The organism is bacterium, assembly GCA_021372615.1.
GTDB lineage: Bacteria > Armatimonadota > Zipacnadia > Zipacnadales > UBA11051 > JAJFUB01.
This window is the reverse complement of sequence record JAJFUB010000020.1, coordinates 1-19,080: the sequence shown is the minus strand read 5'-3', so window position 1 is coordinate 19,080 and position 19,080 is coordinate 1. Positions and strand designations below refer to the sequence as shown.

General features: G+C 68.3%; 15 protein-coding genes. 8 read left to right on the top strand and 7 right to left on the bottom strand.

What is annotated here, in order from left to right; genetic code table 11:
* Nucleotides 1-66: 66 nt before the first annotated feature.
* Both LLH23_03040 and LLH23_03035 read left to right on the top strand, forming a co-directional pair.
* A complete protein-coding gene (locus tag LLH23_03040) occupies nt 67-645 on the top strand; it encodes a hypothetical protein (protein ID MCE5237448.1) in 579 nt (192 codons plus the stop codon).
* 43 nt (nt 646-688) lie between these two features.
* Nucleotides 689-2,233, top strand: coding sequence for an MBL fold metallo-hydrolase (locus LLH23_03035; protein MCE5237447.1), 1,545 nt, complete (start codon nt 689-691; stop codon nt 2,231-2,233).
* Between the two features lie 110 nt (nt 2,234-2,343).
* On the opposite strand, the gene LLH23_03030 is transcribed toward LLH23_03035, so the two are convergent.
* Complete coding sequence (locus tag LLH23_03030) at nt 2,344-3,342, bottom strand: stage II sporulation protein M (GenBank protein ID MCE5237446.1); 999 nt, start codon at nt 3,340-3,342, stop codon at nt 2,344-2,346.
* Between the two features lie 109 nt (nt 3,343-3,451).
* Between LLH23_03030 and LLH23_03025 the strand changes: the two genes are divergently transcribed.
* Entirely contained in the window at nt 3,452-4,234 is a 783-nt protein-coding gene (locus tag LLH23_03025) for an RDD family protein (GenBank protein ID MCE5237445.1), read from the top strand.
* A 5-nt stretch (nt 4,235-4,239) separates the two neighbouring features.
* Here the strand turns inward: LLH23_03025 and LLH23_03020 are convergent, their stop codons facing one another.
* The 6 genes from LLH23_03020 to LLH23_02995 all read right to left on the bottom strand — a co-directional run bounded on the left by LLH23_03020 (nt 4,240) and on the right by LLH23_02995 (nt 11,107).
* Nucleotides 4,240-4,719 (bottom strand): hypothetical protein, encoded by a 480-nt coding sequence (locus LLH23_03020; GenBank protein ID MCE5237444.1) that lies wholly within the window; start codon nt 4,717-4,719, stop codon nt 4,240-4,242.
* A gap of 36 nt (nt 4,720-4,755) precedes the next feature.
* Nucleotides 4,756-5,016, bottom strand: a complete 261-nt coding sequence (locus LLH23_03015; GenBank protein ID MCE5237443.1) for a type II toxin-antitoxin system RelE/ParE family toxin — start codon at nt 5,014-5,016, stop codon at nt 4,756-4,758.
* 1 nt (nt 5,017) lies between these two features.
* Entirely contained in the window at nt 5,018-5,269 is a 252-nt protein-coding gene (locus tag LLH23_03010) for a type II toxin-antitoxin system Phd/YefM family antitoxin (GenBank protein MCE5237442.1), read from the bottom strand.
* Between the two features lie 76 nt (nt 5,270-5,345).
* Nucleotides 5,346-9,689, bottom strand: coding sequence for a hypothetical protein (locus LLH23_03005; protein ID MCE5237441.1), 4,344 nt, complete (start codon nt 9,687-9,689; stop codon nt 5,346-5,348).
* Nucleotides 9,690-9,756: 67 nt separating this feature from the next.
* On the bottom strand, nt 9,757-10,179 hold the full coding sequence (locus tag LLH23_03000) for a GxxExxY protein (GenBank protein MCE5237440.1): 423 nt from the start codon (nt 10,177-10,179) through the stop codon (nt 9,757-9,759).
* Between the two features lie 64 nt (nt 10,180-10,243).
* Entirely contained in the window at nt 10,244-11,107 is an 864-nt protein-coding gene (locus LLH23_02995; GenBank protein ID MCE5237439.1) for a sugar phosphate isomerase/epimerase, read from the bottom strand.
* Between the two features lie 90 nt (nt 11,108-11,197).
* Between LLH23_02995 and LLH23_02990 the strand changes: the two genes are divergently transcribed.
* The 5 genes from LLH23_02990 (at nt 11,198) to LLH23_02970 (ending at nt 19,016) form a co-directional block, all read left to right on the top strand.
* Entirely contained in the window at nt 11,198-12,580 is a 1,383-nt protein-coding gene (locus LLH23_02990) for a sulfatase (GenBank protein MCE5237438.1), read from the top strand.
* A gap of 200 nt (nt 12,581-12,780) precedes the next feature.
* The gene (locus LLH23_02985) at nt 12,781-14,355 is read left to right on the top strand and encodes a sulfatase-like hydrolase/transferase (GenBank protein MCE5237437.1); all 1,575 of its coding nucleotides are present in this window, start codon (nt 12,781-12,783) and stop codon (nt 14,353-14,355) included.
* A 14-nt stretch (nt 14,356-14,369) separates the two neighbouring features.
* Nucleotides 14,370-16,502 carry a hypothetical protein gene (locus LLH23_02980; protein ID MCE5237436.1) on the top strand — a complete coding sequence of 711 codons (2,133 nt, stop codon included), beginning with the start codon at nt 14,370-14,372 and terminating at the stop codon, nt 16,500-16,502.
* A 4-nt stretch (nt 16,503-16,506) separates the two neighbouring features.
* Nucleotides 16,507-17,535 (top strand): Gfo/Idh/MocA family oxidoreductase, encoded by a 1,029-nt coding sequence (locus LLH23_02975; GenBank protein ID MCE5237435.1) that lies wholly within the window; start codon nt 16,507-16,509, stop codon nt 17,533-17,535.
* On the top strand, nt 17,532-19,016 hold the full coding sequence (locus tag LLH23_02970; protein MCE5237434.1) for a sulfatase-like hydrolase/transferase: 1,485 nt from the start codon (nt 17,532-17,534) through the stop codon (nt 19,014-19,016). The genes LLH23_02975 and LLH23_02970 overlap by 4 nt, the downstream gene beginning before the upstream one ends.
* Nucleotides 19,017-19,080: the final 64 nt, after the last annotated feature.

Here is a 19,080-nt window from a genome sequence, read left to right as displayed (position 1 = left end):
GACCGCGACCGGGCGGCAGATCGCGGTCGGTGACCGCTCCCACGCTGCGCGGAGGAGGCATGCAACATGAAGACCAAAGTCGGCGTCATGGGGTCAGCGGGGGGGCGGATCAGCGACCAGGCACGCACTCTATGCCGCGAGTTGGGCCGGCAGATCGCCCAGCACAACTGCATCATCATCACCGGCGCGTGCCCCGGCCTGCCGCATGAGGCGGTGCTCGGGGCCAAGGAGTACGACGCCCTGGCCCTGGGCATCTCGCCTGCACTGGCCCTGCAGGAGCACATTGACCACTACCACTCCCCGTACGAGGAGTACGATGCACTGATCTTCACCGGCTCGGGGCTGATGGGCCGCGAGATCGAGGCCATCCGCACCTGCGACATCGTCTGCATCGTCGGCGGGCGCTCCGGCACGCTCGGCGAGTTCTCGATCGCCTATGACGAGGGCAAGCTCATCGCCGTGCTGCAGGGCACCGGCGGCGTCGCCGAGCACATCGGCGAGATCGTGGCCATGATCGAGAAGCACACGGACGCTGAGGTGATCTACAGCCACGACCCGCAGGAGCTAATCGGGGCCGCGATCCAGCGGCATTTCGAGCGCGTACGCCGCGGCGTAGCCTACCAGTTGCGGGTGGCGGACGGCTGAGACGCCGACCTCGCTCCGGCAGATGACACGATAGGACTTCCCCATGAAACTGACTTTCCTCGGCGCTGCCCGCACCGTCACCGGCTCCCAAATGCTGCTGGAGACCGCCGGCAAGCGCATCCTCATTGATGCCGGCATGCATCAGGGGCCCGAGCATTTCCGCCAGCAGGGCCGGCCCGACTTCCACCTGGACTACTCGCAGGTGGACATGCTGCTGCTCACCCACGCCCACATTGACCACTCCGGCAACCTGCCCCTGATCACCCGCCTGGGCTTCAAAGGGCCGGTCTACACCACCTCCGCCACCGCCGACCTGTGCCAGGTGATGCTGCCGGACAGCGCCCACATCCAGGAGGAAGACTGGAAGCACGATCATCGGCGCTGGCTGGCGCAGGGCCGCATCGGCCCGCCGCCCGCGCCGCTGTACGGGATGGAGGATGTCGAGCGGGCCCTCAAGCTCTTCCGGCCGGTCCAGTACGAGCAGACCGTGGAGCTGGCGCCGGGGATCAAGGCCCGCTGGCGCGATGCCGGGCACATCCTGGGCGCAGCGGGCATCGAGGTATGGGTGGCGGAGAACGGGAGGACGACGAAGCTGCTGTTCTCGGGCGACATCGGCCAGGCCGACCGGCCGCTGCTGCGCGATCCCTCGGTGTATGACGAGGCCGACTTCGTCGTCATGGAGTCCACCTACGGCAACCGCCGCCACGAAGCCAAGCACGTCCAGCAGAGCGTGCTGCAGGACATCCTCAAGTACGTCGCTCGCAACAGGAGCCATGTCATCATCCCGGCGTTCGCGGTCGGGCGCGTGCAGGAGCTGCTCTACACGCTCAACGGCATCATCGAGCACAACCTGGCTCCACGCATGCCGGTGTTCGTGGACAGCCCCCTGGCCATCAGCGCCACGGAGATCTCCGAGCGCCATGCCGAGTGCTTCGATGACGAGACGCGGGCGCTCCTGGCGCGCGGCGATGACCCGATGAGCTTCCCCGGCCTCAAGCTCACCCGCACGGTGCAGGAGAGCAAGGCCATCAACCGGATGGCCGGGCCGCTGATGGTCATCGCCTCCAGCGGCATGTGTACCGGCGGCCGCATCCGGCACCACCTCCAGAACCACCTGGACCATGGCAAGGACATCCTGCTGTTCGTGGGCTACCAGGCGGCGGGGACGCTGGGGCGCTACCTGCTGGACGGCAACCCGCAGGTGAAGCTGTTTGGGGAGAAGGTGCGGGTGCGGACGCGCATCCGCTCGCTGTCGGCGTTCTCGGCTCACGCCGATGTGGACGGGCTACTGCAGTGGCTGGCGCCCATCAAGGGCCCCGGCGGCGCTTCCGGCCCGAAGGCTGTGTTCGTGGAGCACGGGGAGGAGGACGCGGCCCTGGACTTTGCGGCCCTCGCTCACCGAGAGCTGGGCGCGCCCACGCTGGTGCCGGAGTTCGGGGAGACGTTTGACCTGTCCTCACCCGACGAGACCGAGCGGCGGCTGGGTGAGATGGGGGAGATCTGGCAGCGTCCGGCCGAGATCACCTCGGCCTCCGAGGGCGGCGACGAGGAAGAGGAGCCACCCATCACGGCCCCGGCGGTTCAGTAGTCTGCTGCGGGTGCCACGGCCAGGCTTCCCTGACCGTGCATCTGCCCCGCAGCCACTGCCAGCGGGGCTGGCAGTGGCACCCCTGGCCCGCGAGTCGGCGGGGCGCGGTGCTACTCCTCCGCCCGCCGGTGCAGGAAGCCGGAGAAGAGCCAGGCATACATCACCACCCCCGACAGCGCGCCGAACCACAGGCGGAAGGGGATGGAGGCCAGCGGGCCGGTATGGATCGGGCTGACGAGGCCCTCGACCAGGCCCGCGAAGACGAACATGGGGATGGTGCCCAGCGCCAACTGCCCCGCCTGCTTGCCCGCCACCCGCAGGGCGTCGCGCCGCAGCAGGTCGCCCGGGCTGATGAGCGCCCAGCCCAGCCGCAAGCCCGCGCCCCCCGCCACGACCACCGCCGAGATCTCCACCACCCCGTGCGGCGCCACGACCGCCGCCATCAGCAGCAGCTTGCTGTGAAAGGCCCCCAGGCCCAGCGCTGCCCCGAGCATCAGGGCGTTGCGCCACAACACGTAGCAGGTCCCCACGCCCGCCGAGATGCCGAAGGCGAAGCACATCAGCGCGACCTGGATGTTGTTGGTCATCAGGAACGTCGAGAAGCCGCCCCCGCCGAAGACGCCGGCCGTGGGCGCGAAGTACTCCCCTGGCGGCGTCTGCTGCTTGACGAACCCCTCCAGCGCCTGCCTCATGCCCGGGCCGACGAACACCTCCGCCCAGGCGGGGTTGGTACTGGTCGCCACGTAGCCGATGGCGCCGCCGACCACGAGGATCGCGAGCGACGCCAGCCAGAAGGGAAAGCAGGCGCGGAAGGTCCTGGGAACGGTGTGCACGAAGAAGGACAGCACCTCGGGGCGGCGGCGGGGGGGCCGGGAGTAGATCTGCGCGTGCGTGCGGGCCACGAGCTGGTTGAGGTAGCGGGCCAGGTCGTGTCGCTCGCGCGCCCGGGCCAGCGACAGATCGCTGGAAGCCGAGCGGTACAGGCGGCTGAACTCCCGCAGCTCGTCGGTCGAGAACGTGCGCAAGCCCTGGACCTCGGCCCGGTGCAACAGCTCGGTCAGCCGATCCCAGTTGGCCTGCTTCCTGTCACGGCCGGCATGAGCATTCATGGCGTCCCGATCACGCTAACCTATGGGGCGAGCGTGGGAGCGGTCACCGACCGCGACCCGACCCTGTCGCGGTCGGTGACCGCTCCCACGCCCTCGTCAACAGAGCAACATGAGCGACGACCAGGTCACCATCGAGACGCCCGAGCACATCGAGGTGCAGTACGAACTGGCGGGCATCGGCTCACGGGCCCTGGCCGGCATCTTCGACTTCCTGCTCCAGGGCACCCTTACCGTGCTCGTCGTGTGGGGCCTGATCTGGCTCGGCCTGGTCCTGAAGCTCCAGGACATGCTGGGCGTGGTCGGCGCCATCATCGTCGCCAGCATGGGCTTCCTGGCTTTCACCGTCTACTATGTCACCGCCGAGATGCTAACCGGCGGCCAGAGCCCCGGCAAGCGCATCGCCGGCCTGCGCGTCATCGGCGTGGACGGCCGCCCCATCACGTTCCTGCAGTCCGCCCTGCGCAACGTCATCCGCGCCGTGGACATGATGCCCTTCTTCTACAGCGTGGGCCTCGTCTCCGTGTTCGCCAGCAGTCGTGCCCAGCGCCTGGGCGACATGGTGGCCGGCACGATCGTCGTCAAGGAGCGCCTGTACGCTCTGCCCGAGCAGACGGCGCCGCTGGCCGATGAGACCGCGCCCCAGCCGCTCCCGCCCCAGGTGGAGGCGCGGCTGCGTGGCAGCCTGCACTTGCTCACCGCCGCCGACGTGGCCGCCGCCGAGCGGGTCGTCGAGCGGCGCCACGAGTTGCAGCCGCCGCTGCGTCGGCAGCTCGTGCGGCAGATCGGCGAGGCGCTGCTGGCGAAGATGCCCCACGTTCCCCCGGCCGACTTCCCCGACCAGGAGCGCTTCCTCGAGGCCGTCGTGCGCCTGTGGCGCGAGCGGCGCCTGTAGTCGCCTCAGTCCGCGTACTGCTTCAGCGACTGCTTGAACTTCATGTACTGCGGCCGGTACTGCTTGTGTGCTGCCTGGTTCTTGTAGCGGTAGCCGAACACCCACCGCGTGTTGAGCTGCAGTTGGCGGATATCGGCGTAGGACCGTGTGTAGCCCGGGCCCTTGCGGGTGACGTAGGTGATGACCTTGTCCCCCGCGCGCTCCTGGCTGTAGCCGGTCTGCGTCTCCCCTGGCCGGCGCTGGATCCACTGCGGCTCGCCGGACCACTGCGGCGAGTAGACGTAGAACTCCACCAGGCCATCGGGCGACAGGAAGCTGACGGCGTCGTAGCCCTGGGCGCTGGCGCTCTTCTGCTGCGGCTTGACCTTGAAGCTCGCCGGGTACTTGATGTCGAACCAGGCGCCCTTGTAGGTCTTGACGCTGTCAGCGCCGGCCAGACCGGTGCAGACGAAGACGAGTAGAACGGCCCAACGAGCGCTGCGCATGGCTGCCGACCTCCTGCGTCGAGAGCAACAGGTGCGTCACTCCCGGTATGCGCCACTACGGTGGACGACCTCTACCACGAAGACAACCACGCGGTCGTCCTCGACTTCGTACACGATGCGGTAGTCGCCGACGCGGGCCCGGCGGTACGGGGCCAGGCCCCCCTGGAGGGCCTTGGTCCCCCGATGGTACGGGTCGGTCTGCAGCCGCTCCAACTCCTTCTGAACACGGGCCTGCATCTGCCCGGGCAGGCGCAGGAAGCTGCGCCGAGCGCGCTGCGAGAACTCCAGCTCGTACACGCTACGGCAGCCCCGCTTCCTGCTTCACCTGCTCCCAGGGGACACGCTCGCCACCCTCCTGCAGGGCCGCGTCTGCCGCCGCCACGAGCATCTGGTCCTCCATCTCCTCCAGCCTCTCCAGGTCCTCCACCGGCACCAGCGCCACCAGCCTCTTCCCCTGCCGCTCAATCACCACCCGCTCCTTGCGGTACGCCACGCGGTTGATGGCATCCGCCAGGTCAGCACGGAGCTTGGACACGCTCAGACTGGTCATCTCGTCGTCTCTTTCTGTACAAGATGTACAGATTGTACATAACGACCTGGATAGCCGTCAAGGTCGCTCCCGCTCCCTACAGCCCAAACCACAACTCCACCTCGATGTTCCGGCCGAAGGGCATGCAGATGCCTTCGGCATACTGCCAGCCGGGCGGTTGGGTGAAGACCGCCGCTGCGATGTCCGTGGAGGCCTTCCGTCCATCGGGCAACTCCACTTCCAGCCAGAACCGCCGCACCTTGAAGTAGTCTTGGCCGGGGTTCAGCAGCACGAACACGTTGCGTCGGTCGAGCTTGCCGATGGCCTCGGCGGTGAGCGGCACGCTGACTTGCTCGGACCACTTGCTCTCCGTCTCGTTGCCGCCGGCAGGCGCCATGTTGCCCAGGTTCACGCCGTTGACGACGGCGAAGCTGCCGTACTGGGCGCCGGTGCCCGACAGGCCGCAGCCGTCATACACCAGCCGCCCCTTGACCGCCCGCCGGAGTTGCTCCACCGTCAGGCCCTTGGCCGGAGACGGCGCCGGATCGCGGCGAGAGTACTCCGCATCCTCATCGAGACGCCGGCTCAACACGGGCTTGAGCGTCTCTATCCGCATCTCGGCCCAGCAGGCCCAATCGCCCGAGGAGTCGTCCTTGAGACCCACGTCGGAGATCAGCTTGAGGCTGACCTTCTGGCCCGCCCAGGGCGACAGGTCGCCCTCGATGGGTAGCCACTCGTGTTCCAGGACCGTCTGCTCGCCCACCACGGTGTCCTTGCCGGCCGCGTCCGTCACGACCACCTTGTACAGGATGCCGTCGCCCAGGTAGCTGCCATCGGCCTTGCCAGCCATCGCCCGGAGCGCCGCCGGCTGCTGCGGCACGGTCAGGGGCGCATAGCGCAGGAACGAGTAGCCCACGGCGCCGGTCCACGGCGGGTGCATGAAGAACCCGGGCTTGCTCACATTGTTGCACATGGTCGCCCGCTCGATGACATGGCCGCGCGTCTCGCCGAAATCGGTGGTCTCGGCCTGCCCGCGCACCGCCATGCCGACGACATAGTCCTTGGGTAGCTCGGCAAGCACCTGCGGGCCGCGGATCACCCGCAGGCCGCGCTCGATCTTCTGGCTCAGCTCCCCGGCCCGGACGTCCACCGTGAGGGTGAACGAGTCCTCCTGCTGCGGCTCACCGAGGTCGAAGCTAACCGTCTGGCGCACGCGGGGCGCGAGCGCCACTGTCTTCTGCTGGCCGAGCAGGCTGACCGCGAAGTCGCGCCGGTCGGCGATGTTGCTGGCCAGGCTGAGCTGGAGGGTGTTGCCCTGCAGTTGCACCGTCGCCGTCGTCAGCGGCGCGACAGTGAAGTCAATCCAGGCGCCCTCGAACTGCTGCCAGATCCGCTGGCCGACCCGGGCCTCCGCCGGCACCTTGACTTGGTGCTCCTGCTTGCCCCGGACGATCACGGTCTCCCCGGGGATGACCTCATCCCGCGCGCACTGCAGGGAGGGGGTAGGGGGTAGGCCGCCGTTGCCCGTCAGCATGTAGCTGAATGCCCCCTCCACCGGGGCGACATACGTCAGACCGCGCGAGACGCGCAACTGCGCGGGGCAGATCTCCTTGCCTTCCTTGTCCAGCGCCACGGCCTTCACCGCCGCGATGGCAAAGCCACAGTCGGCGCCCTTGTAGGGGATGATCTCCCACTGGCCGGGGGCCACAATCCGGCAGATGCCGATGCCGTCCGAGCCCGCCTGCGCCTGGCGCGTGAAGTGCCCGCGCCCGTCCATGTAGAGGTACGCCGGCGATACGCTGCGGTCATACCGCGGCGTGCCCGCGCCGCTGTCGCCGCTGTACACGGTGATCTTCTTGTCCTTCGTCCAGCCGGCGTAGCCGTTGGGCGGCAGGTCCAGTTGCATCTCCGGCAGCTTCATCCGTTCGGTGCGGCTGCCGTTGACGACGGTCACGGTGCCGTTGGCGTACTCCGTCACGATCTGGCTGCGCTTGTAGGCGCCTGTGGCGACGGCGGCCGAGGTGTCCAGCAGCTTCCCCTGTGCATCCAGGTAGCGGATGCTCCTGGCCGACACCTGTGTGTAGTCGGAGTGTAGTTGCTGGAGCATGTAGTAGCTGCGGAGGGTCTTGTCAAAGCCCCCGGCCGCGGCCAGGAAGCCGGGATGGCCGAAGGCGACGGTGGCCGCCAGGAAGCGGTCGGTGTAGGCGTCCTTCTCCTCGGCCGTGGTGCCGCCGGGCTCATCGCGGCCGTAGAACATGCTCTCGGCGCCCATGCCGAAGTTGCAGCACAGGTCGTGCATCTTGCGCAGGTCCAGGTCCACCAGCCAGGGCATGTCGGGGATGTCATAGCCGCGGTCCTGGGCATAGTTGCCGTCGGTCAGCCCGCTGTACCAGAAGTGGTGGTTGCCCTCGGAGTACACCGGGCCGTTCCAGGCCTTCTTCTGGTGCAGCATGATCTCGCCATAGCTGTAGAAGGTGGCGGCGAAGGTGCCGGCGCCGGGCACGCGGTAGTCATAGTCCGTGCGGCCCCACGGCGAGACAGCGGTGTGGACATCGCAGTAGGCCGTGCTGAAGTGGAACTTGGACTGAATGATGGGCGCCAGCTTCGCGCAGTACTCCACCGCCCGCGCCGGCTTGGGCGCATAGCAGCGCATCCACGCGCCCTGGAGCTGGTTGTCCGGCGTGCGGCTGATGAGGTCGGTGCTCCAGAACTCGTTGACCGGCGCGAAGTCCGTGTAGTTGTTGTACGGGCCGTACACGAAGCCCAGCTTCTTCTGCATGATCTCGGCGTACTCGCGCTGGCCCTCGTCGCCGCCCTTCTTCGGGGCGGTCCGGGTGCGGAAGGTGAAGCTCTCGCCGCCATCGCGCCAGCCCGTCTCGTGATCGGTAATGAGGCACTCGCGCATCCCGTAGCGCCACACGTTGGTCCAGTACGCCGCATCGCTCTGGCGGTTGCCGGCCCCGTGCGCCCGCCACACGTGCGTGCCCGCGGCCTGCTTCCAGGGCGAGACCGGGTTGGCGGGCGTCGGCAGCATCTCCTCATACCGCGGCGACAGCGTCACGAAGAACCGCTCGTAGGCGTCATTGCGCTTCCCATCGGTCTTGGCGATGTAGCGCGTGCCGCCCTGGTAGCTGACCTTGCCCTCCTTGATCTCGTTGACCGCGAACGGGACCGAGGCGTTGGAGAGGTACCAGTCGGTGTTGCCGGTCAGGAAGAGCGGCTTGGTCTCCGGGCCGATCACGACCACGGCCGGACGCGCCGGATCGTAGTGGTAGAAGGGGTTAGTCACCAGGCGCGGGTTGGTCAGACCGGGGCCCTCGGCGTGGCCGTACTGCACCTCGGCGACGTTCCCGCCGGGGGCGATGGTGTCAATGACGAGCGACTTGTTCCACAGGCGATAGACGTGCGTGACCTCCGCCGACACCGCCCCGGCGGTGACGCGGGTGCGGATGGTCACCTCGCCGTTCTTGAGCACCGGCGGCCCGAGGCGTTCCACCTTCTCGGGCGCCACGGTCTTGCCATCCACGGACAGCGCCACCCCGCCTCCCACACATGGCTGAATCGGTGCGCCGCCGTTCCAGGACGCCGTGACGCCGCTCAGGGTCCCCGCTTTGCCGTCCAGTGTGTACGTCAGCTTCCCGTCGCTGCCGGCGTAGGTGAAGACGAAGCTGTCGCCCTTCTGGACCACGGAGGTCTTGAAGTCCTTGGTCACGTTGTCCGGGAGGATCGTCTGCAGCCGCGTCGGGAAGGGCAGCTTGCCCGGGCCGGTGTTGGTGCCCACCGTCTGGCCGGGGAACATCGGGATGCCACGCTCGGGCCTCGGGTCGAACTTGAGCGGGGCGAACTTCTCGGTGAAGACGGCGAGGCTATCGAAGTACAGCACCCGGTCCTGCTTGTTGCGCCCGCCGGTGACCTCAAAGCGCACGAAGCTCGCGCCGCCCTTGACCATCTCGATCTGTTCGGGCGTCAGGCGCCTGTGGCACAGGTACCACTCCTCCCAGTTCACCCAGGTCAGCGGCACCCGCACCTCACGGTTCTGGGCATCCAGGAACAGCACCGCGATGCTCACGGAGGGGGTAGAGGGGTTTGGCGAGTAGCCCCAGTTGTTGCCGTAGATCCAGCAACTGACGGCATCGAAGGGCTGAGTGATCTTGATGGGGGCAGCGGGGCCGAAGCTGAGCTTCTCCCCATCGCCGGTGGAGCGATAGGTGAGCTTGGCGACATACTGTCCCCAGATCTGCTGTTCGCGGGTGCGCTCGAGAGTCGCGGCCATGCTCTCGGTGCTGACCGCCCAGCCGGTCATGTCCTCGAAATCCACGAGCGGCGGGTTGTCGTCCTGGTTGCGGTTGGCCCAGACCATCTCATAGGGCCGCTCGCCGACGACCTCTTCCGCGGCGCTCGCAGCAGCGGCAATCAGCAGCAGCGGGATGAGGAACCACATGGCACGCCTCCTGGAAGAACGACTTGAACAGGATAGGAAGGATGGCAAGGATAGCAGAAGATGAAGGCTAAGGCGTTGACTCAGGTTGGGCTGAAGGGACAGCCGGACGCGAACTCCAGCAGCGCTTCCAGTCTACCTTCGGTGTGCCGAAGTTGACAAGCAGGCCGACCTCCAGGTCACTGGCGTTCAGGTAGTTGATGAGTTGGGCCCGGTGCTCTGGCGCGAGTTCGCGGGCCACCTTGAGTTCCACAATGACCTTGTCCTCCACCAGTAGGTCGGCGTAGAAGTTGCCCACGGTCTGTCCGTGGAACAGTACGCGCACCGGGACCTCCGTGGCTACCTGCAACCCCCTCTCGCTCAGGACAACAGCCAGCGCGTGCTGGTACACCGATTCCAGGAATCCTCGCCCAAGCTCGTTGGCAACCTCAAAGCAAGCGCCGATGATGGTGCCTGTCAGCTCCTCATGCAGCGTCGCCGCGTCTTGGCCCATGCCATTCCCCCCGTAGTGCCATTGCCTTCATCCGTCCTTATCCTTGCTATCCTTCATATCCTGTTCAGAGCCGTCCCAGCGTCTCCCGGAGGTATCGCGCGTTGCGCCCCATGCCCTCCTCGGGCTCGGGCAGCTCCGGGCGCCAGAACTTCTCGTACTCATCGGACAGGTAACCATCGTAGCCGTGTTCCTGCAAGATGCGCAGAATGGGCAGCCAGTCTATCGCGCCCTCGTCCAGGAAGTTGGCCTGCGGCTTGCCGTCTACCCACACGATGTTCTTCACATGGCAGTGCAGCACATACGGCGCCTGCAGCCGCACCGCGTCGAGCAGGGCCGTAGGAGCGCCAGCATCCTGCTGGCAGCAGGCCGCCGCCACCACCCAGTAGTGATCCATGAGAATCCCGAGGTTCGGCCGATCCACCTGCCGCACCATGGCCACTGTGTCCTCGGCCGTCTGCGTCAGCGTCCCCGAGTGGTTCTCCAGGGCCAGCCGGACGTGGTGCTGGATGGCGAGGTCGGCGGCCTGTTGCAGGCCAGCCACCGTGCCGTCCCAGATGCGCTCGCGTGTAGTGCGGGCTTCCAGCCCGCCCATGGCCTCGGTCCACACCCCGCCCGTCGCCCGCACGAGCCGGCAGTCCAGGTCCTCGGCGATCTGACACGTCTTGTGAATCCCCGCCAGCGTGGCCTCGGCCGCTTCGGGTGTGGAGTAGTCCTTGTAGTAGGGCGTCAGGCAGGCGATGGCGACGCCCGACCGGTGGGCCGCCTCGGCGATCAGCGCCACCCGGAAGGGGTCGACCGTCTCGGGGTCGAGGTGGCCGTTGGCGGCACAGCGGATCTCGATACCTTCCAGGCCCAGGCTCGCGCAGAACTCGAGGGCCTCGAAGATGCTCTTATCCGGCATGCCCATGGTATGTCCGCACAGCTTCATGCCTGGCCTCCATCAGTGCTTGCCGGGTACTTCCGCGCGGCCGCCGCCGGCACCTGTCTGCTCCCTGCCGAGCAGGCCTGCCGCCGCCCCATGGCGAACCTCCTGCCCATGCCCGACAACCTCCTCTTCGTCTTCTCCGACCAGCAGCGCGCCGGTGACATGGGCTGTGAGGGCAACGCGCAGGCGATCACACCCCATCTGGACCGGATGGCCGCCGAGGGTGTGCGCTTCACCAACGCGGTCAGCACCTGCCCGGTCTGCACGCCCTACCGCGCCGCGCTGCTGACGGGCCGCTACCCGCTGTCCAACGGCATGGTCATCAACGATGTGCGCCTACCGGTGACGGAGACGAGCCTCGCCCACGTGCTCCGCGACGCCGGCTACGTGACCGGGTATTTCGGCAAGTGGCACCTGGACGGGCCGTATCGCGGCGGCTTCACCCCGCCCGGCCCGCGCCGGCAGGGCTTCGACACCTGGGCCGCCGCCGACTGCTGCCACGACTACATGAAGGCCTGGTACTACCGCGACGATCCCGAGCCGATCTGGATCGAGGGCTACGACTCCGATCACTTCACCAACCTGACAATCGAGTTCATGCGCGCGTGGGCGGGCGTGTCCTCACGCCCGCAGCAGCCCTTCTGCGCCTTCCTGTCCTGGGCCCCGCCACACAACCCGTACGAGGTCATGCCCGAGGCATACAAAGTCCACGATCCGGCGCGGATGGCCCTGCGGCCCAATGTGCCGCCCGAGGACGAGGAGCTGGCGCGTCAGCAGTACGCGGGCTACTATAGCCACATCACGGCGCTGGACCGCAATCTGGGACGGCTACGGGCGGCGCTGGAGGAGCTGGGGATCGCTGAAGACACCCTCGTCATCTTCACCTCCGACCATGGCGACATGCTGCGCTCGCACGGGCTGTACGAGAAGCAACTCCCGTACGAGGAGAGCACTGCGGTGCCCTTCATCGCCTGCCAGCCGGGGCGCGTGCCGGCGGGGCAGACGCGCGACACGCTGCTGAACGTGCCGGACCTGATGCCCACGCTGCTGTCGCACCTGGGCGTGGACTGCCCGCGCACGGTCGAGGGGGCCGACCTGTCGTTCGCCCTGCGCGGACGCGTGGGCCACGAGCCCACTTCGGCCTTCATCGCCAACCCGGTGCCCTTCATGCCCCATCGCATGATCCCCGAGTGGCGCGGCGTCCGCACGAAGACACACACCTATGCCGAGACCCTCGACGGCCCGTGGCTGCTGTTCGACAACGTGGCCGATCCCTACCAGCGCCGCAACCTGGCGGACAACCCGACCGTCGCCGACACCCAGACCGCGCTGCAGACGGAGCTGCAGGGCTGGCTGGCGCGGCTGCGTGACCAATTCCTGCCGCTGGAGGCGTACGTCGAGCGCTTCGGCTTCGACCTGGCCCCCAGCGGCCATCCGGTCTACTACGGCGAGGTCGGCCGGCACGACCCGAACTAGGGGACTGTCCCCGGAGTTCGGCGCAGCCGAACGCAGGGGGCTGTCCCCGCCGACGCCATGCCGCCGGTACGCCCGACACTCCTGTCGGGCGCCAGCGGCATGTGCCCGACAGGAGTGTCGGGCGTACCAACCGAGGGAGTCGCGGGGTGTCGGCGTAGCCGACGGGGCCCCGCGACCCGACCGATCACAGAGACACCACCATGCCCACGCACTACCTCCACCCCAAGTCCGGCGCACACCCGTTCACGCGCACCGACGCCCCCCGGCCCCACATCTTCTTGCTCAGCGTGGACATGATCCCGCGCGAGAGCTACGACCCGTGCTCGCCGCTGCGCGAGCACCTGCGCACGCCCCACATGGACCGGCTCTTCGCCGATGGCATCCGCTTCAGCCACGCCTGCAGCACCTCGCCGCTGTGCGGGCCGTCACGGGCGGCGTACCTCACCGGTCGCTACTCGTACATGACCGTCAATGAGGAACGCGCGCACGATGGGTGGCAGGCGACGCTGCGGCCCGATGACGCCATCTTCCCCGAATACCTGAAGGCCGCGGGCTACCTCACCAAGCACGCCGGCAAGGGGCATGTGGGCACCGAGAAGTTCCTCGACGCGTTCGGCGAGAATGGTGCGCCGTGGAACCGCTGGGCCCCGCCGCTCTCCGATGACGACGCCTACCTGGCGTATCTGGCGGACCGGGGCCTCGAGCCGCCCGTGTGGCACGAGCCGCTGACAGGCGTGCGGCCCGATGGCGTGACACCGGGCAACAGCTTCGGCGGATGGGTGCGCCAGGCGAATGGGGAGCCGTTCCCTCCGGGGGGGCTGTATGACTTCTACCTGGCGGAGCTGGCCGCCCGGAAGCTCGATGCGGCCTTGCGCCAGCGAGAGCCGGGCCAGCCACTCTACCTGCAGCTCGACCTCTTCGGCCCGCACCAGCCCTTCATGATCCCCGAGAGCTTCCGCGAGCGCTTTGCGGAGCTACTGCAGGTCGTCGAGTTGCCGGCGACATACGAGGAGGCCCTCAGCGGCGACGCCAACTGGCCGCGCGTGTACGAGTTCTACCGCCGCAACTGGGGCCTGTACGATCGCGACCTCGCCCGGCGCTACATGGCCATGAACTTGCTGCAAGTCGAGGTCCAGGACGCAGCTCTCGGCCACTTCCTGGCCGCCCTCGACGCACGTGGCCTGTACGACGAGGCGGCGCTCATCTTCCTGGGCGACCATGGCGAGATGAACGCCGAGCGGGCACTGGTAGACAAGGGTGTCTATGGCCACCCGAAGGTCGTCCTGGCGCCACTGGGGGTGAAGCTCCCCCGGGGCGAGCGCGCTGGTGAGACCTGCGCCGATCTCGTGTCGCTGCTCGATGTCGCGCCCACGCTCCTCGGCCTCGCCGGCGTCGAGCCGACCGAACGGCTGGATGGCGTGTCGTTACTGGGACCGCGGGCTTCCAGCCCGCGGTCGTTCATCTTCGAGGCGGGCTGGCACGTCTGCCCCAACCCCGCCATCGCCCTCTTCGCCGAACACGCCAGCCGCCGCTTCATGTACACCTACAACCTGTGCGACCCGCGTGACGAGTTGTATGACATGGACGACACCAGCTATCGCGATCTGTCCGCCGATCCGGCGCTGGCCGAGGTGAAGCTGGAGATGGTCCGCCGCCTGGGCGCCTTCCTGGAGAGCGACCCGCGCTGGACGTGCTATTGGCACACCTTCCGGCTCGACAAGTTCGAGCAGCTCGGTCGCCCCGGCGGCGACTTCCAGATGTATCGGCCGCACTGACTACCGGAGGCGCCATGCGCATCACCGTACCGTTACTTGCACTCACCCTTGGCCTGGCGGCCTGGGCCGCCCCCACCAACCTCGTCCCCAACGGCAGCTTTGAGGAGGGCGCCGGCGCCTGGAAGCTGGGCGCGGGTGTTACCATCGAGCAGGGCGGGGCCTCCGCGGGGGCAGCCTATCTGCGCTGCGGCTGCGTCAAGGCCGGCGACGCCTCGGCGGCCACGCTCGGCGGGATTGCCGTGAAGCCCCACACGGGCTACGTGGCGCGCTGCAAGCTGCGCTTCGAGGGGGGGGCCCACTACACGTTCGGCATCCTCAAGCCGGACGGGACGTTCCTTGTGTGCCGCGACGTGTACGGCTGTCCGACCGCGCAGTGGGACGAGTCCGCGCTCCCCTTCCGCACCGAGGACCAGACGCGGATCGGGCTGTATGTCGGCCGGCGGTACGGGCCCAATGCCATCCGGTTCGATGCCGTCGAGCTGATCGAGGACGATACGGTCAAGGTCGGCGACGTGTCCCCTCAGCCGAACCCCTTCCCGGAGCTGACCGCCGAGGAGCAAGCGCGCGGCTTCGTGGTCGCGCCCCAGCCGTGGCTGAAGCTCATCTACCCGACCGTCTACCCGACGCGCGCGGAGATCGGGCAGAAGCTGCAGTGCCAGCTTGCGCCCGGTGAGACCGAGCCGATGACGCTGGCGATCACCGCCGACCAGCCGCTGCAGAACATGCGCGTGCAGCTCTACGCGCCGCTGACCGACACGCGCGGACGCCGTCTGCCGACCGAGAGCGTCAGTCTCGGCGTGGTGCGCCACATGAAGCGCTGGCTGACCAACGGCGCGCCGCTGCAGGCGGGCCAACGCTACGAGCGGCGCCCGCTGCTGATCTACCCCAACCAGGCCTTCGACATCCCCACGCGCGAGACTCGGCAGGTGTGGCTGACCGTGCAGGCCCCGGCCGACCAGCGCCCCGGTCTGTACGAGGGCAGCCTGCGCGTGTTCGCCGAGGGCAGCGGCATGCTCGTGCCGCTGCAAGTGCGCGTCCTGCCGCTGAAGCTGGCCGAGGCGAAGCCCACCTATGGCATGTACTACCGCCACCGCGACCAGCCGCAGGCCTACCAGACCGACGACTTCTACCGCCGCTGCATGGCGGACATGCACGCCCACGGCATGAACTCCATGAGCCTGTACGCGCAGGTCGAGCGCAAGCAGCCCGACGGCTCCTGGAGCATTGACCTCGAGAACCCCGCCGACCCGTACAACACCGCGCGGCAGATCACGCTGCTGACCGAGGCCGGCCTGGCCTCGGCCGACCACCCGCTGCTCTACCTGGCCACCGGCAAGAGTGACGGCATCTTCGGCAACCAGGAGAAGCTCGTGTCGGCCGTGGAAGAGCTGCGCCGGGCGCGCGGCTGGCCCGAGCTGCTGTTCTACCTCGTGGACGAGCCCGGCAGCGCCGCCCGCATTGCGCTGGCCAAGGAACTCAACGGCATCGTCCACCGCGTCCCGGGCGTGCGCACGACGACGGCGCTGGGCGCCCCCGGCGAGTTGGCCGACTATTACGATGTCTGGATCAGCAGCACGTCGTCTGAGAACCTCGACGACATCCTGAAGCTGGGCCGTGAGAAGCAGAAGGAAGTGTGGACGTACAACTGCCAGTGGAACGGGACGCAGCCGGCGAATGATCGCTACTTCTGCGGCTACCACATGTGGGTCACGGGCCTGCGCGGCAACTGGCAGTGGTGCTACACCGAGGGCTATGAGGGGTCGTCACGGCTGACCGACGAGATCGCGTGGAAGCTCCCGACCTACGAGGAGCCCTGGTACGTCAACTACGTCCTGCCCACGCCGGAAGGCAACCTGCCGACACTGGGCTGGGAGGGGCGGCGCGAGGGCGTGGACGACTACCGCTATCTGCAGACGCTCCGCGAGGCCATCGCCGCGGCACGTCGCGCCAGGCGTGCGCAGGCCGCCGCGGCGGAGCGCTTCCTCACCGACGCGGGCCGGCGCATGGTAGCGCCGCCGCAGCCCCTGCCGGCTACCAACACCGGCCGCAACTACGGCCTGGTTATGCACCCGGGCCTGGGGCCCACGGACTATGACGCTATCCGCGCCCAGGCCGCCGAGCACATCATCAAGCTACAGGGACGGTAACTTCATGCACGTCGCCATCGTTGGTTGCGGGGGGATCGGGAAGGCGCACGCCCTGGCCTGGAAGCAGGTGGCGGGAGCGGCCCTGACCCATGTCGTGGATCGCGACCGCCAACGCGCCGAGGCGGTCGCCGCGGAGACGGGCGCGGCCGTCCTGACGGACCTGAGCGACCTGCCCGATGGCGTGAGCGTCGTCAGCGTCACCACCGACCCGGCCTCGCACGGCCCGCTGGCCGAGCAGTGCCTGCGCCAGGGTCGGCACGTGTTCTGCGAGAAGCCCCTGGGCATGACCGCCGCCGAGGGGCAGCGGCTGCTGGACGCTGCCCGCGAGGCCGGGCGCACGCTGTCGGTCGGCTTCAAGATGCGCTATGAGCCGATCTTCACCCGGGCCCGCGAGTTGTGCCCCGAGGTGGGAGAGATCGTGCAGATCGCGACCACCAAGACCCAGCCTTTCGCCCATCGCGGCGCGGGCGAATGGCGGCCGCGCGTCGGCGCCATGTTCGAGCTGTCGGTCCACGACTTCGATCTCATCAGCTTCATCACCGGTCTGCAGCCCTCGCGCGTCGTTGCGGCCCAACTGAGCCACCGCCTCGGCTGGGAGCGCGAGGACGGCTTCACGGCGCTGGTGGAGTATGGCCAGGCGGCGGGTGTCACCGAGACCGCCAGCGGTCTCACGTGTGTGACGGGTCCCGCCGACGATGATCCCCTTGCCCCGTGCGACGCGGCGCCGCCGGCCCGGGCCGTGCTTGCCACCCTCTCCGGTTGCTATACCCGCGAAGGCCGCTGGCTCGGAGCCGACTTCGCCCTCACGATCACCGGCGACCGCGGCCACCTCCGCGTCCTGCGCGGCGACCGGATCCTGCTGCACACCGACCAGCTTCACGTCTTCGAGCCCGAGGCGCCGGGCAACACCTTCGTGCAGGAACTGCAGGGCTTCGCCGATGCCATCGCGGCCGGCGCGCCGCCCCCCATTCCGGCGGAGGCAGGTGTGACCGCCACAGCACTCATCGAGGCCATCTGGGAGGCGGGGCAATGAGCCGACGGCCCAACATCCTGCTGCTGTTCACCGACCAGCAGCGCGCCGACACCATCGGCGCCCTGGGCAACCCCGTCATCCAGACCCCGGCACTCGACTCCCTCGTGCGCGAGGGCACCAGCTTCACCTCGGCCTACACCCCCTCCCCGGTCTGCGTGGCCGCGCGCTGCAGCCTGATTCTCAGCCAATGGCCCCACCAGACCGGGTGCACCGCTAACAACCCCATGCCCCAGGAGCGCACCTCGCTGATGGAGCTGCTGGCCGACGCAGGCTACCAGACCCACGGCACCGGAAAGATGCACTTCTCGCCCGACAGCCGCAAGCTGTGGGGCTTTGAGAGCCGCGACTACTCCGAAGAGTGCATGCTCCAGGACGACTTCGGCGCCTTCCTGCGCGATCGTGGCTACGACCACATCGTGGACCCGCAGGGCGTGCGGAGCGAGTACTACTACCTGCCGCAGCCCTCGCAGCTCCCGGCGCGGCTGCACAACACCACCTGGGTCGCAGACCGCTCGCTGGACTTCCTGCTGCGCCGCGACACGAGCCGCCCCTTCTTCCTGTGGACCAGCTTCATCAAGCCCCACCCGCCGTTCGAGGTCCCGGTGCCGTGGAACCGGCTGTACAAGCCCACGCAGATGCCCATGCCCTTCGTGCCGGAGGGCTACCAGGGGCTGCTGACCTACTGGAACCGCCTGCAGAACCGCTACAAGTGGCGCGACCGGGGAATGGACCTGCAACTGCTGCGCACGATGCGCGCGGCGTACTACGCCTGCATCTCGTTCGTGGACTACAGCATCGGCCGGATCCTGAGCTACCTGCGCGAGGCGAACGAGCTGGACAACACCCTCGTCATCTTCACCAGCGATCATGGGGAGATGCTGGGCGACTACGGCAGCTACGGCAAGCGCACGATGCTGGACCCGGCCGCGCGCATCCCCCTGCTGGTACGCTACCCGGAACGGTTCGAGCCGGACGTGCAGCGGCGGACGGCGGTCAGCCTCGTGGATGTGCTGCCCACGTGCCTGCAAGCGGCCGGCCTTAATGTGCCCGACACGGCCGTCGGGGAGGACCTCGCCGCGGTCGCCGCCAGCCAGTCGCGCCGGGAGGAAGTCATCAGCCAGTACTCCGACGGCCGGACGGCCCTGTACAGCCTTGTCTCACGCGAGTGGAAGTACATCCATTCGGCGGCGGACAACCGTGAGTGGCTCTACGCGCGCCCGGAGGGTCGCGAGTGCCGTGACCTGTCGGTGGAGCTGCCTGAGGTCACGCGCGAGCGGCGCCTGCGCCTGCTGCGACGCTTCGATGAGGACGGCTACGAGGAGCCGCTGGCGGGGAATGAGTGGCGCGTCTACCCTCCGACCGACGTGCCGCAAGACCCAGAGGAGGGGCTGCTGTATCAGGAGGGGGCCGACGTGCGGGGGATGTTCCCGGAGGGATACGCGCCAGTAGACGGTCCGGCGTGGCGGCCGAGGGGGCTGTGATCTAGTACCGACTCGCGCAAGTTCGCGCCAGAACAGGCGGCGGGTGGCGCGTCGTGTGCGCCGG